This window comes from Streptomyces cynarae, assembly GCF_025642135.1.
GTDB classification, from domain to species: Bacteria; Actinomycetota; Actinomycetes; order Streptomycetales; family Streptomycetaceae; genus Streptomyces; species Streptomyces cynarae.
The window spans coordinates 6941111-6953796 of sequence record NZ_CP106793.1; the positions used below are offsets into that span (position 1 = coordinate 6941111).

Here is a 12686-nt window from a genome sequence, read left to right on the forward strand (position 1 = left end):
CACCCCGGCTTGTTACCCCGAATTTTCAACAAACTGTTGACCGCGTGTGGGCGGAGGGCGTTAGCTGTTCGCAGCCCGCTCAAGGACCAAGGCCACGGAGGCACCCGTGACGTCCACTCCCACGCCGCCGGGTCTCGCCCGCTTCAACGCCGCGGAAGAACCCGCGGCCCGCGCCGCCCTCCACGAGGTGTGCGCGTCCACGGCCTGGGCCGGACGGCTGCTCGCCGGGCGCCCCTACGCCACCGCCGAAGACCTCTACGCCGCGAACGACGCCGCCATGGCGGGGATGACCACCGCGGATCTCGAGGAGGCCATGGCCGGGCACCCGCCGATCGGACGGCCCAAGCCGGGCGATCCCGCCTCGGCACGTGAGCAGCGGGGCATGGCCGGCGCCTCCGACGAGCTCAAGGCGGAGATGCTCGAGCTGAACCTGGCGTACCAGGAGAGGTTCGGCCATGTCTTCCTGATCTGCGCGACCGGGAAGACCGGCGAGCAGATGAGGGACGCGGTCAAGGAGCGGATCGGCAACGCGCCGGAGCAGGAACGGGAGATCGTCCGCACCGAGCTGGGCAAGATCAACCGCATCCGGCTGGCACGCATCGTCGAAGAGGGCGACCACGCATGAGCAATCGCACCACCGCCTCCGTGTCCACGCACATCCTGGACACCAGCATCGGCCGCCCCGCCACGGGCGTCGCCGTCCGCCTCGCCGCCCGTCCCGGCCGGGACGCGGACTGGCAGGCGCTCGGCGGCTCCACGACCGATGCGGACGGCCGGTGCAAGGACCTTCCGGCCCTGCCGGAGGGGACGACCCACGTACGGCTCGACTTCGCGGTCGAGGCGTACTTCGAGAGGTCCGACAAGAAGCAAGCCGATGCGCAGCAGGACGCCCCCGCGAATCGGGACAGCGGTGCGCGAGGAGTGTTCTTCCCGGAGGTGACGGTCACGTTCGCCGTCGTGCCCGGGGAGCACTACCACGTACCGCTGCTGCTCACCCCGTTCGGCTACTCCGTTTACCGAGGGAGCTAGCACACATGGCAGCAGTCAATTCCCGCCCGGCCCGCCCCGTACTGGGACAGAACCAGTACGGCAAGGCCGAGAACCGGGTCGTCAGGATCACGCGGGACGGCGCCACCCACCACATCAAGGACCTCAACGTCTCGGTGTCGCTGAGCGGAGACATGGACGAGGTCCACTACTCGGGTTCCAACGCCAACGTGCTGCCGACCGACACCACCAAGAACACGGTGTACGCGTTCGCCAAGGAGCACGGCATCGACTCCGCCGAGCAGTTCGGCATCCATCTCGCCCGCCACTTCGTGACCTCGCAGGAGCCGATCCACCGGGCCCGCATCCGCATCGAGGAGTACGCCTGGGACCGGATCGAGCACTCCGGGGAGGGCGCGCACTCCTTCCTCCGCACAGGCCAGGAGACCCGCCTGACGCAGATCACCTACGACGGCTCGTCCTGGGAGGTGGTCTCCGGACTGAAGGACCTGACGGTGATGAACTCCACCGACTCCGAGTTCTGGGGCTACGTCAAGGACAAGTACACGACGCTGCCCGAGGCCCACGACCGCATCCTGGCCACCTCCGTCACCGGCCGCTGGCGCTTCAACTGGACCGACGACGCCCAGGAGGCGCCGGACTGGGAGACGTCCTACGAGGATGCGAAGAAGCACCTGCTCCGGGCCTTCGCCGAGACCTACTCCCTCTCCCTGCAGCAGACGCTGTACCAGATGGGCGCCCGCATCATCGAGCATCGCTCCGAGATCGACGAGGTCCGCTTCTCGCTCCCGAACAAGCACCACTTCCTGGTGGATCTGGAGCCGTTCGGGCTGAAGAACGACAACGAGGTGTACTTCGCCGCCGACCGCCCCTACGGCCTGATCGAGGCCACCGTCCTGCGGGAAGGGTGCGAGGCACGGATCCCGGTGGACCTCACCAACCTGTGACGGAAGCGAGAACCACGAACCATGACAGCCCAGCGCATCGTCATCGAGAACTGCGCCCTCGCGACCGTAGACGCGCACGACACCGAGTACGCGAGCGGACACCTCGTCGTCGCCGGCAACCGCATCGAGGCGGTCGGCCCGGGTGCGGCCCCCGAGGGGCTGGAGAACGTCGTGCGCCGCATCGACGCGACCGGCCACCTCGTCACCCCGGGCCTGGTCAACACCCATCACCACTTCTACCAGTGGATCACCCGGGGCCTGGCCACCGACCACAACCTGTTCGACTGGCTCGTCGCGCTGTACCCGACGTGGGCGCGCATCGACGAGCCGATGGTGTACGCGGCGGCCCGGGGATCGCTCGCGATGATGGCCCGCGGCGGCGTCACCACCGCCATGGACCACCACTACGTCTTCCCGAGGGGCTCCGGCGACCTGTCCGGCGCGATCATCCGCGCCGCCCGCGAGATGGGAGTCCGCTTCACCCTCGCCCGAGGCTCGATGGACCGGGGCGAGTCCGACGGCGGTCTGCCGCCGGACTTCGCCGTCGAGACCCTGGAAGGCGCCCTGGCCGCCACCGAGGCGACCGTCGACGAGCACCACGACGCCTCCTTCGACGCCATGACGCAGGTGGCCGTGGCCCCCTGCTCGCCCTTCTCGGTGTCGACCGAACTCCTGCGGCAGGGAGCGGAGCTGGCGCGCAGGAAGGGCGTACGGCTGCACACCCACGGCTCGGAGACGGTGGAGGAGGAGAAGTTCTGCCACGAGCTGTTCGGCATGGGCCCGACCGACTACTTCGAGTCCACCGGCTGGCTCGGCGAGGACGTGTGGATGGCGCACTGCGTCCACATGAACGACTCCGACATCGCCGCCTTCGCCCGTACCAGGACGGGGGTCGCCCACTGCCCGTCCTCCAACGCCCGTCTGGCCGCCGGTATCGCCCGCGTGCCCGACATGCTCTCCGCCGGCGTCCCGGTGGGCCTCGGCGTGGACGGCACCGCGTCCAACGAGTCCGGCGAACTCCACACCGAACTGCGCAACGCGCTCCTCATCAACCGTCTGGGCTCCCACCGGGAGGCCGCCCTGAACGCCCGCCAGGCGCTGCGCCTCGGCACCTACGGCGGCGCCCAAGTGCTGGGCCGCGCACGGGAGATCGGCTCCCTGGAGCCGGGCAAGCTGGCCGACCTGGTGCTGTGGCGGATGGACACGCTCGCCCACTCCTCGATCGCCGACCCGGTGACGGCGCTGGTCCTCGGGGCGGCGGCACCGGTCACCGCGTCCTTCGTGAACGGCCGCCAGATCGTGGAACACGGCAGGCTGCTGACCGCCGACGAGGACGCCATCGCCCGCTCCACGCGGGACGAGGCCCGGCGCCTCGCGCGGATCGCCGAGCAGGACTGACCGTCCGTCGAAGACTCCGGCCGGGAGGGACGGCTCCCGTCCGGTGGCCGTGACCCCGAACGGGGCCCACGGCGACCGTCCCCGGGGCGCGCAGGGACGTGCGCGCCCCGGGCGGTCCCCGTCCGAGCAGCATGCGCGCCCTGCCAGGTGCCGGCCGCAACGGCACACAGGTGGCCGGCCTTCGCCCGTGTGGAATGCGCGACGAGGTTCGATGACGCATTCGTCGAGGGCCGCGCAGAAGCAGGATGACCCGTCGCGGATGCCGGCCACTCACTTCCCGCGCGGCCGCAGCACTCCCGCCGCCAGCGCGAGCGCCCCCACCGCGAACACCACCGCCACCCGGAAGGCCAGCCGGTAGCCGTCGGCGGTGGCCACGACGGGGTCCACGCCCCGTCCGAGCAGCCCCTCGGTCCGACTCGCCGCCAGCGTGGACAGCACCGCGAGCGCCAGCGAACCACCCACCACCTGTGTGGTGTTGAACAGACCGGAGGCCAGGCCCGCGTCCTCCTCCCGCGCCCCGGACATCGCGAGCCCGGTCAGCGCGGGCATCGCCGCAGCGAACCCGGCGGAGAGCAGCAGCAGCGGCGGCAGCACGTCGGTGACGTAGGACCCGTCGACCGGCGCGCGGCTCAGCAGCGCCATCCCGGCGACGATCAGCACGAGCCCCGCCGTCAGGACCCGGTACGGGCCGAACCGGCCGATGGTCCGCGCCGACAGTCCCAGCATCAGCACGCCGATCGCGATCGGAGCCGGCAGGAACGCCGTACCGGTGAGCAACGCGTCGTAGCCGAGGACACGTTGCAGGTACAGCGCGCCGATGAACTGGAAGCCGTACATGGTTCCGATCATCAGCACCTGCACGGCGTTCGCACCGGTCAGCAGCCGCGAGCGGAACAGGCGCAGCCGCAGCAGCGGACGTGCGACCCGCGCCTGCCGGACGGTGAACGCCACGAAGAGGGCCAGGGCGAGTGCGGCGAGCAGCAGCGTGGCGGTGAGGCCGCGGTCACCCGAGCCGACGATCACATACACCGTGAGCATCAGCGCGCCGGTGACGAGAGCCGTCCCGGGATAGTCCGCGCCCCTCCCGAGGCCGGCACCGCCGTCCGGTGCCAGGACGCGGACCGCGGCGAACCACGCGGCCAGCCCGATCGGCAGATTGATCAGGAAGATCCAGTGCCAGCCCAGGGCCTGCGTCAACGCCCCGCCGAGGAAGGTGCCGAGGGCACCGCCCGCCGCCCCGACCGCGCTGAACACCGCGATGGCGCGGGCCTGTTCACGCGGATCGGGAAACAGTGCCACCAGCATGCCGAGCACCACGGCCGACACCATCGCCCCACCCGCCCCCTGAACGGCCCGCGCAGCGATCAGCACGCCCTGACCGGTGGCCAGTCCGCACAGCACGGACGCCGCGGTGAACACCGCCAGCCCCGCCGCGAACATCCGTCTGCGACCCATCAGGTCCCCGAGGCGGCCGACCAGCAGGAGCAGGCCGCCGAACGGGATCAGGTAGGCGTTGACGACCCAGGCGAGCCCCGGACCGCTGAAGCCCAGGTCGCTCTGGATCGCGGGCATCGCCACGGTGACGACGTTCCCGTCCAGGATCGTCATCAGCGTCCCCGCGCACAGCACGGCCAGGGACGTCCAACGGGAGTACGTCCGCCGCAGTGGCGGGTGGGTCGGGGACGCGACTTGCGTCGACATGGCCGTGGCCTCCGCATTCTCCATGGCAACCTCAAGTGCACGACTTGTAACGGGGTACATCGTCAGTGACCATGGAGGGCGGCGTAAGGAGGCAGTTCGATGTCCCAGAGGAACACCGGTGTTACCTCACAGGTCGTGAACGCGCACGCGTGTCCGGTCCGCGAAGTTCTTGACAGGGTGGCCGGCAAATGGAGCGTGCAGATCCTCGTGGCCGCCGCGCACGGACCGATCCGCTTCACCGAGTTGGAGCGCAGCATCGACGGCATCAGCCGCCGCATGCTCACCCTGACCCTGCGCAATCTGGAACGCGACGGGCTCGTCACGCGTACCGTGCACCCGACCGTGCCGCCGAGGGTGGAGTACGAACTGACGTCCATGGCACGGGAGTTATACGCGACGCTGCTGTCCCTCACCGAATGGGCGGAGCGGCACCGCGTGACGATCGCCGAGGCGCGCGCGGCCTACGACGCCGAGCACGCACCGGAGTTGCTCGACGTGTAGTCCCGGTACTCACAGACCGAAGAGCTCCGGCCTGCCCGCCAGTGCCCGGAAGTAACCCTGCGGGTCGGCCACCAGCCTGCGCTCCCTGAGGTCCAGCAGGCCGCCGACCGAGGCGATGTCGGCGGAGACCGTGCCGTCCGCCTTCCGTATCGTCTGTACCACCCGGAACGTCTTGCCCGCGCCCCACTCGAAGGCGCACGTCACGTCCACCTCCTCGCCCGCGCGCAGTTCCCGCTGATAGCGGATGGTCGTCTCCAGGACGACGGGACCGACCCCCTTGGACAGCAACTCGGACTGGCCCACCCCGGCCTCCTGGAGCACGCACCACCGGGCGTGCTCCGCGTACTGCAGGTAGACGCTCTGGTTCAGGTGTCCCAGGGCGTCCGTCTCATAGCCCCGGACGGTGACGCGGACGGAGAACGGTTCGGTGACGTGCTCGGCCACGGTGTTTCCTCCACAGCGACGCAGGTGACGGCATCGGATGACATACAGATGTACGAATGTACGGCAGTGGCCGGCTCACGATCGTCGTCAACTCGCGCCGGGGCGCGGGACCTTATGAGTAGAACAACTCATGACGCCTGCCGTGACGTCGGGTGACGATCGGGGCATGACGATGATCAGGAAGTCGGGGGGCGGACTCGGGATGCTGTCCATGGCGCTCCTCGCCATGCTGGCGGCGGGATGCGGAACCGAGCGGCCCGGGGACGACGCCGCGGCGGGCGGTCCCTCCCGATCCGCAGCGGCGACGCCGAGCGCGCCGGTGGACTTACCGTGCCCCGGTGAGAGTCCCACGGCGCCACCGACGACCTCGCACACGTCGAGCCCGACGGCGCCGCCGACCGACCACTACGCCGAGAACCACGGTTTCAGGGTTCCCATCCCGCTGCACGGCCGCAGCCGCTGCCAAGGGCTCGCGGCCGTCGCGCGCGTCGAGCACGCGCTCGAACCGCTGCGCGAGCGCGGCGACTTCCACCCGGAGGACACCCGCACAGCGCTCATCGGGCTCGGCTACCGGAACGTGCAGTCATACGGCGACGGGGCAACGGGGGTCGGCTTTCTCATCGACGCCGACCCGCTGTGTGTGGAGGGCACGATGAGCCGCGAGGCCACCCGGGCAGACGCCTTCGCCGGCTATCCCGACGGCACCGACTGCCAACCCCCGAGCGGCGGCCACTGACGGAAGATCCGGCCTAAGAGCCCCGAACAAAATGGGCGCCCGGCTCGCGACGCCTGGCACGCACTCCCCCAAGCTCTTCGAGCAGGGGCCCCCATCGAGGACCTTCCGGCGCCTTGCGATCGCACGCTCCCCCAAGCTCTCGACTTCGCTCGAGCAGGGGGACCCCCATGACGCCGCGAGCTGATCGGACTCCCATTTTGTTCGGGGCTCTAAGTCACACGCGTCTCGGTGACGCCAGCACGTACCGCTCCCGCGTCCGCGGCTCGGTGTGCTCGCTCACCTGCCAGCCGGCCTGCTCCAGCGTGGCCGCGCAGGCGCGCAGCGCCGTGAGGTCCGGCTCGTGCACCGCGATCGCCTCCGGCTGCGGGGTCGCGCGCACCCGGTAGCCGCTTCCCTGGTCGCCGGTGGCGGGCCGGTGCCCTGCCGCCTCCAGGGCGAGCGCGGCGGCCCGCACCAGATGCGTCCGCTCCCAGCCGCACGGGCGGTCCGTGGCGCCGCCCGGATTGGTCATCCGTCGCAGCTCCAGAAGCCCCTGCCAGGCGCTGTGCACCTCGCGCATCCGGGCGGACCCGGCATCCTCGGCCTCCTCGCCGCCGACCCGCGCCGCGAACACGCCCGACTCGGCCGCGGCCGGGGCGCCCGGCGCCGGTTCCCCGGCGGGCGTCTCCCGTATGCGGTGCCCCGCCGGGGTCAGGAAGTGGTCGTGCGGCGGACGCGGATGCCGGAAGGCCAGCCCCCGCTTCACCAGCGCCGCGAGCTGGGCCTGTGTGCCCGTCAGCCGCCCGGTCACGGGATCGGCGGCCTCGATCAGGCGCCGCTGCGCGGCGGTCGGCGGTCGGATCACGGCCCCTCCCTCGGCGTCTCAGTGCTGCTCGGACGGCCCCGCCTCCCCTGCGGAGAGGGATCCGTGGGAACAGTACGCGTCGGGTCTGACATTCCACCCGGCAACGACATGGCGGCGGTGCTCCGTGCTCAACCGGCTCACCGTCCCCGTCGAGAGCTGGAACAGCGCCCCCGCCGAGGCCGGCAGCCCGAGCCGCCGCGCCGTCAGCACCCGCAGGAAGTGCCCGTGCGAGACGACGGCCACGCTGCCCTCCGACTCCGCGAGCGCCGCGTCGATCTTGGCGAGCATCCGCTCCGCCCGCGCCCCGACCTCCTCCGGGCTCTCTCCGGGGCGCTCGGGCGGCCCGGGCGCGACACCGTCCGTGAACAGGAACCACTCCGGCCGCGTCCGGTGGATCTCGACGGTCGTGACCCCCTCGTACCCGCCGTAGTCCCACTCCGACAGGTCCGTGTCGACCCGCGCCCCGCTGATCCCGGCCAGCCGTGCCGTCTCGCGGGCGCGCTGCATCGGGCTGACGAACGCGGCGGCCACATGATGCCGCGCGATCAGCGGAGCCAGCCGGCGCGCCTGCTCCCGGCCGCGCTCCGTCAGCGGGACATCGGTCCGCCCGGTGTGCCGGCCGGACAGGGACCACTCGGTCTCGCCGTGCCGCACCAGAAGGAGGTCACCCATCGCCGTCCCCTTTCCCTCCCTCTTTCGTCCCCTCGTACGGTGACACCTGCGGGCGGCGCCCGCACAACCGACTGCGCCGGCAGCCCTCGTCCGACAACGGCCGGCCCGCAAACCGCACCGGTCCGCCGGTCACCCGGGCGGCCGCACGACGCCACCCCATCGGCCCACCCCGGCGGGCCGAACGGCGGGGGGCGCAGGAAGGCTCGCTGACGAAGTGACCCTCGGAAGGAGGACGCCCATGAGCGCCATCCGACGCTCCCGGTCCCCGCTGAAGCCCCTGTCCGGTCTCACGGCGCTGCTCACCACCGCAGCTCTCGCGGTCGTCCCGGCCCTGGCCGCCCCGGCAGCCGCCGCCACACCCAAAACGCCCTGCGGCGACCCCCAGGTGACCCTCGAACCCGGCGCCCAGGCCTTTCTCGACAAGCTCGCCGCGGCGGACGGCCCGCCGATCCAGAACCAGACGCCCGCCGCCGCCCGCCAGTCGCTCCTGAACCTCCAGGCCGCCTACCCGGTGTCCAAGCTGCCCGCCGACATCACCACGATGACCATCCCCGGCGGCCCCACCGGTTCCGTCTCCCTGCACATCGTGCGGCCGCACGGGATGACCGGCAGGCTGCCGGCCGTCATGTACTTCCACGGCGGTGGCTGGGTCCTCGGTGACTTCTCCACCCACGACCGGCTGGTACGGCAGATCGCCGACGGTGCCAAGGCCGCGGTGGTCTTCGTCGACTACACCCGGTCGCCGGAGGCCAAGTACTCCGTCGCGAACGAGCAGGCCTACGCCGCCACCCAGTGGGTCGCCCAGCACGGCAACGACATCAACGTCGACGGCTCCCGGCTCGCCGTGGCCGGCGACAGCGTCGGGGGCAACATGACCGCCGCCGTCACCCTGATGGCCAAGCAGCGCGGCGGCCCCAAGCTGGCCCAGCAGGTGCTGTTCTACCCGGTCACCAACGCCGACTTCAGCACCGAGTCCTACCGGCGCTACGCCACCGGGTGCTGGCTGACCGCCGCGGGCATGAAGTGGTTCTGGGACCAGTACGCCCCCGACACCTCGGTCCGCAGCCAACCCACCGCCTCCCCGCTGCGCGCCACCGCCACCGAGCTGAGCGGCCTGCCCAAGGCGCTGGTCATCACCGACAGCGACGTGCTGTCCGACGAGGGCCGCCAGTACGCCGCCAAGCTGAGCGCCGCCGGCGTCCCCGTCACCGCCACCCACTACCCGCGGATGATCCACGACTTCGTGATGCTCAACGGCCTCGCGAACACGGAGGCCGCCAAGTCCGCCGTCGCGCAGGCCACCATGGCCCTGCGCCAGGCCCTCGGCAGCTGAGACGCCGACGGAGTGACCGATGCCCCGCGTCCGGTGAGGAACTGGACGCGGGGCGCGACCGTTCCGACCCATGGACATTCGCCGGCGAATTTTGGGACGGTAGCGCGCATGCCCAACCTCAGCCTCCCCCCGGACGCCGCCGCCTTCTACACCTCCCACAGCCCGTTCTCCGACCCCGGAGACCTCGCACCGCTCTACGCTGCCCTGCCCGCCGATCCGCGCGAGCTGGCCCGGGTCGCCCGGGACCTGATGGTCCACCGCCTGGAGGGCGACCTCTTCGAGTACGCCATCCCTCGAGACCGTCTGCACAACGACGCCGAGACGCGCTATGTCGACGACATCCTGCGCATCGTCATCGCGCGCAACGACGCCCCGCTGTCCCAGCGCCGCGAGCCCGGCGAGCGCTTCGTCGGCATCTGCCGCGACTTCGCGCTGCTGCACTGCTCGTTCCTGCGGCACGTCGGCATTCCCGCCCGGATACGGTCTGGCTTCGCCGACTACTTCGGTGAGGACGGCTTTCACTTCGACCATGTGGTCACCGAGTACTGGGACCCCGCGCGGGGCTGGCTGCTCGCCGATCCGGAGTTGGCGGACCCGCTCGTCCTCAAGGCTCATCCGGTGAGCTTCGACCACATGGACGTCCCGCGTGACCGCTTCCAGGTCGCCGGCGACGCCTGGCGGCGGATCCGCGCGGGCGGTGCCGACCCCGAGTCGTACGGGCTTCCGCTGCCGGAGGGTCCGCTGGTCGGAGAGTGGTTCGTGGCGGGCAACATCCGACTCGACCTGGCGGCGCTCAACAAGGTCGAGATGCTCCTCTGGGACGTCTGGGGTGTCGGGGCCGGCAGCGACGGGGAGATGACGGACGCCATCCGCGAGCTGTACGACGGAGCCGCACAGGTGACAGCCGAGGACGGGTCCTTCACCGCGGTGCGGGAGCTGTTCGCGGAGAACGACGGGCTGCGGACGCCGCAGACGGTGACCTCCCTCGCCCCGTTCAACGGCCCGAGCGAGGTCACCCTCCGCGGCTGACGATCGTCCGGCACGAGAGCCGGAGCCCTTTGCCCGGAGGACCGGCCGCGCTACTGCCGATAGCCGCTGAGGAACCGCCCGATCCTGCTGATCGCCGTGTCCAGGACATCGGCGTGCGGCAGGGTCAGGATGCGGAAGTGGTCCGGGGCCGGCCAGTTGAAGCCCGTGCCCTGGACCACCTGGATCTTCTCGCGCAACAGCAGGTCCAGGACGAACTTCTCGTCGTCGTGGATCTTGTGCACCTTGGGGTCGATGCGCGGGAACGCGTACAGCGCGCCCTTCGGCTTGACGCATGTGACGCCGGGGATCTCGTTCAGCTTCTCCCAGGCGCGGTCCCGCTGTTCGCGCAGGCGGCCGCCCGGGGCGGTCAGCTCGTCGATGGACTGGCGGCCGCCGAGCGCGGCCTGGATGGCGTACTGCGCGGGCGCGTTGGCGCACAGGCGCATGGAGGCCAGCATCGTCAGGCCCTCCAGGTAGTCCTTCGCGTGCTGCTTGGGCCCCGTCACGACCAGCCAGCCGGAGCGGAAGCCCGCCACACGGTAGGTCTTCGACAGGCCGCAGAAGGTGAGGACCACCAGGTCGGGGGCGAGCGCGGCGGTCGAGTGGTGGACCGCGTCGTCGTACAGGATCTGGTCGTAGATCTCGTCCGCGAAGACCATCAGGCCGTGGCGGCGGGCCAGGTCGAGGATGCCCCGCAGGACCTCCTCCGGGTAGACCGCGCCCGTCGGGTTGTTGGGGTTGATGACGACCACGGCCTTGGTGCGGTCCGTGATCTTCGACGCCATGTCGTCCAGGTCCGGGTACCAGTCGGACTGTTCGTCGCACAGGTAGTGGACCGCCTTGCCGCCCGCCAGGGTGGTGACGGCCGTCCAGAGCGGGAAGTCGGGGGCGGGGATGAGGATTTCGTCGCCGTCCTCCACCAGCGCCTGTACGGCCATCGAGACCAGCTCGGACACGCCGTTGCCGAGGAAGACGTCGTCGACACCGACCTCCAGGCCCCGCTCCTGGTAGCGCTGCGCCACCGCACGGCGCGCGGAGAGGACGCCGCGCGAGTCCGTGTAGCCGTGCGCCTGCGGCAGCATCCGGATCATGTCCTGGAGGATCTCCTCCGGCGCCTCGAATCCGAACAGCGCGGGGTTGCCGGTGTTCAGGCGCAGCACGCTGTGTCCCGCCGCCTCCAGCGCGTCGGCGTGCTCGATCACCGGGCCGCGGATCTCGTAACAGACCTCGCTGAGCTTGCTCGACTGCCGGAACTCCATGGCCGCTTCCCCTCCGGTGACTTGTGTTGCTTGGTTTTACCAAGTGGCAGCTTGGAAAGTCCAACAACACGTCTAGACTGCGTCGCATGTCACCTCGCCGAAGCTACGACCAGTACTGCTCCACGGCCCGCGCGCTCGACGTCGTCGGCGACCGCTGGACCCTCCTGATCGTCCGCGAGCTGCTCGCCGGTCCCCGCCGCTACACCGATCTGCACGCGGACCTGCCGGGCGTGAGCACGGACGTGCTGGCCTCCCGGCTGAGGGACATGGAGCGCGACGGGCTGACAACACGGCGCCGGCTGCCACCGCCCGGTGCCGCCTACGTGTACGAACTGACGTCTCGCGGACGCGAGTTGCTGCCCGTGCTCCAGGCGCTCGGCGCCTGGGGCGGGCCCGCGCTGGGGGAGCGCCGGCCGACGGACGCGGTGCGCGCCCACTGGTTCGCGCTGCCGCTGCTGCGCACGCTGGAGAACGAGAGTGCGGGGGAGGGGCTGGTGGAAGTCCGGTTGGAGGAGGGGGAGTTCCATCTGTGGCTCGGGGCCGAGGACGGCCCCGTATACGGGGAAGGGGCCGCCCCGGAGGAACCCGATGCCCGGCTGGTCCTCGACGCGGAGACGTGCACTCTGCTCGGTGAGGGGTACTTGACGATCCATCAAGCGGTCACTGAAGGGCGCGCGGAGGTGTGGGGGGACGGCACCCTCGCCAAGCTCCTGCGTGGGGACTGACGCCGGAGCGGCCGGGGGTGACAAGACAAGGGCCCGCCGCGCCAGGGGACGCGGCGGGCCTTCGCCTTGACGGGGACCGGTGACGGACC

Annotated in this window: 14 protein-coding genes; 9 read left to right on the forward strand and 5 right to left on the reverse strand. The window is 71.0% G+C overall.

The features are described 5' to 3' along the window. Nucleotides 1-106 precede the first annotated feature (106 nt). The 4 genes from uraD to N8I84_RS31510 are packed head-to-tail and all read left to right on the forward strand — an operon-like array spanning nt 107 to nt 3353. Complete coding sequence (gene uraD / locus N8I84_RS31495) at nt 107-625, forward strand: 2-oxo-4-hydroxy-4-carboxy-5-ureidoimidazoline decarboxylase (protein ID WP_263232796.1); 519 nt, start codon at nt 107-109, stop codon at nt 623-625. Beyond that, nucleotides 622-1029 carry a hydroxyisourate hydrolase gene (uraH, locus tag N8I84_RS31500; protein WP_263232797.1) on the forward strand — a complete coding sequence of 136 codons (408 nt, stop codon included), beginning with the start codon at nt 622-624 and terminating at the stop codon, nt 1027-1029. The genes uraD and uraH overlap by 4 nt, the downstream gene beginning before the upstream one ends. Before the next feature lie 5 nt (nt 1030-1034). Further along, nucleotides 1035-1955 (forward strand): factor-independent urate hydroxylase, encoded by a 921-nt coding sequence (gene pucL / locus N8I84_RS31505; protein ID WP_263232798.1) that lies wholly within the window; start codon nt 1035-1037, stop codon nt 1953-1955. Between the two features lie 21 nt (nt 1956-1976). Continuing rightward, a complete protein-coding gene (locus tag N8I84_RS31510; protein WP_263232799.1) occupies nt 1977-3353 on the forward strand; it encodes an 8-oxoguanine deaminase in 1377 nt (458 codons plus the stop codon). A gap of 270 nt (nt 3354-3623) precedes the next feature. Here N8I84_RS31510 and N8I84_RS31515 read toward each other — a convergent pair whose 3' ends face one another. Continuing rightward, nucleotides 3624-5054, reverse strand: a complete 1431-nt coding sequence (locus tag N8I84_RS31515) for an MFS transporter (protein WP_263232800.1) — start codon at nt 5052-5054, stop codon at nt 3624-3626. Between the two features lie 99 nt (nt 5055-5153). Here N8I84_RS31515 and N8I84_RS31520 point away from each other — a divergent pair, with 99 nt between their 5' ends. Beyond that, on the forward strand, nt 5154-5555 hold the full coding sequence (locus tag N8I84_RS31520) for a winged helix-turn-helix transcriptional regulator (RefSeq protein WP_263232801.1): 402 nt from the start codon (nt 5154-5156) through the stop codon (nt 5553-5555). A gap of 9 nt (nt 5556-5564) precedes the next feature. Here N8I84_RS31520 and N8I84_RS31525 read toward each other — a convergent pair whose 3' ends face one another. Next, entirely contained in the window at nt 5565-5999 is a 435-nt protein-coding gene (locus tag N8I84_RS31525) for an acyl-CoA thioesterase (RefSeq protein WP_200418130.1), read from the reverse strand. A gap of 166 nt (nt 6000-6165) precedes the next feature. On the opposite strand from N8I84_RS31525, the gene N8I84_RS31530 reads away from it, so the two are divergent. Then, complete coding sequence (locus tag N8I84_RS31530) at nt 6166-6735, forward strand: hypothetical protein (protein ID WP_263232802.1); 570 nt, start codon at nt 6166-6168, stop codon at nt 6733-6735. Between the two features lie 214 nt (nt 6736-6949). Here N8I84_RS31530 and N8I84_RS31535 read toward each other — a convergent pair whose 3' ends face one another. Together N8I84_RS31535 and N8I84_RS31540 are read right to left on the reverse strand one after the other, a co-directional pair. Continuing rightward, nucleotides 6950-7579: a hypothetical protein gene (locus tag N8I84_RS31535; protein ID WP_263232803.1), complete on the reverse strand. Its 630-nt coding sequence runs from the start codon at nt 7577-7579 to the stop codon at nt 6950-6952. A gap of 18 nt (nt 7580-7597) precedes the next feature. After that, nucleotides 7598-8251, reverse strand: a complete 654-nt coding sequence (locus N8I84_RS31540) for a histidine phosphatase family protein (protein ID WP_263232804.1) — start codon at nt 8249-8251, stop codon at nt 7598-7600. Nucleotides 8252-8489: 238 nt separating this feature from the next. On the opposite strand from N8I84_RS31540, the gene N8I84_RS31545 reads away from it, so the two are divergent. Further along, the gene (locus N8I84_RS31545; RefSeq protein WP_263232805.1) at nt 8490-9584 is read left to right on the forward strand and encodes an alpha/beta hydrolase; all 1095 of its coding nucleotides are present in this window, start codon (nt 8490-8492) and stop codon (nt 9582-9584) included. Between the two features lie 108 nt (nt 9585-9692). After that, nucleotides 9693-10613, forward strand: a complete 921-nt coding sequence (locus tag N8I84_RS31550; RefSeq protein WP_263232806.1) for a transglutaminase-like domain-containing protein — start codon at nt 9693-9695, stop codon at nt 10611-10613. A gap of 50 nt (nt 10614-10663) precedes the next feature. On the opposite strand, the gene N8I84_RS31555 is transcribed toward N8I84_RS31550, so the two are convergent. After that, the gene (locus N8I84_RS31555; RefSeq protein WP_263232807.1) at nt 10664-11872 is read right to left on the reverse strand and encodes a pyridoxal phosphate-dependent aminotransferase; all 1209 of its coding nucleotides are present in this window, start codon (nt 11870-11872) and stop codon (nt 10664-10666) included. Nucleotides 11873-11958: 86 nt separating this feature from the next. On the opposite strand from N8I84_RS31555, the gene N8I84_RS31560 reads away from it, so the two are divergent. Next, nucleotides 11959-12597: a winged helix-turn-helix transcriptional regulator gene (locus N8I84_RS31560; protein ID WP_263232808.1), complete on the forward strand. Its 639-nt coding sequence runs from the start codon at nt 11959-11961 to the stop codon at nt 12595-12597. The last annotated feature ends 89 nt before the right edge of the window (nt 12598-12686 follow it).

Coding starts and splice junctions, on each gene's coding strand:
- uraH (WP_263232797.1), top strand. CDS start 622: ATGAGCAATCGCACCACCGCCTCCGTGTCCACGCACATCCTGGACACC.
- pucL (WP_263232798.1), top strand. CDS start 1,035: ATGGCAGCAGTCAATTCCCGCCCGGCCCGCCCCGTACTGGGACAGAAC.
- N8I84_RS31510 (WP_263232799.1), top strand. CDS start 1,977: ATGACAGCCCAGCGCATCGTCATCGAGAACTGCGCCCTCGCGACCGTA.
- N8I84_RS31515 (WP_263232800.1), bottom strand. CDS start 5,054: ATGTCGACGCAAGTCGCGTCCCCGACCCACCCGCCACTGCGGCGGACG.
- N8I84_RS31520 (WP_263232801.1), top strand. CDS start 5,154: ATGTCCCAGAGGAACACCGGTGTTACCTCACAGGTCGTGAACGCGCAC.
- N8I84_RS31530 (WP_263232802.1), top strand. CDS start 6,166: ATGACGATGATCAGGAAGTCGGGGGGCGGACTCGGGATGCTGTCCATG.
- N8I84_RS31540 (WP_263232804.1), bottom strand. CDS start 8,251: ATGGGTGACCTCCTTCTGGTGCGGCACGGCGAGACCGAGTGGTCCCTG.
- N8I84_RS31545 (WP_263232805.1), top strand. CDS start 8,490: ATGAGCGCCATCCGACGCTCCCGGTCCCCGCTGAAGCCCCTGTCCGGT.
- N8I84_RS31550 (WP_263232806.1), top strand. CDS start 9,693: ATGCCCAACCTCAGCCTCCCCCCGGACGCCGCCGCCTTCTACACCTCC.
- N8I84_RS31555 (WP_263232807.1), bottom strand. CDS start 11,872: ATGGAGTTCCGGCAGTCGAGCAAGCTCAGCGAGGTCTGTTACGAGATC.
- N8I84_RS31560 (WP_263232808.1), top strand. CDS start 11,959: ATGTCACCTCGCCGAAGCTACGACCAGTACTGCTCCACGGCCCGCGCG.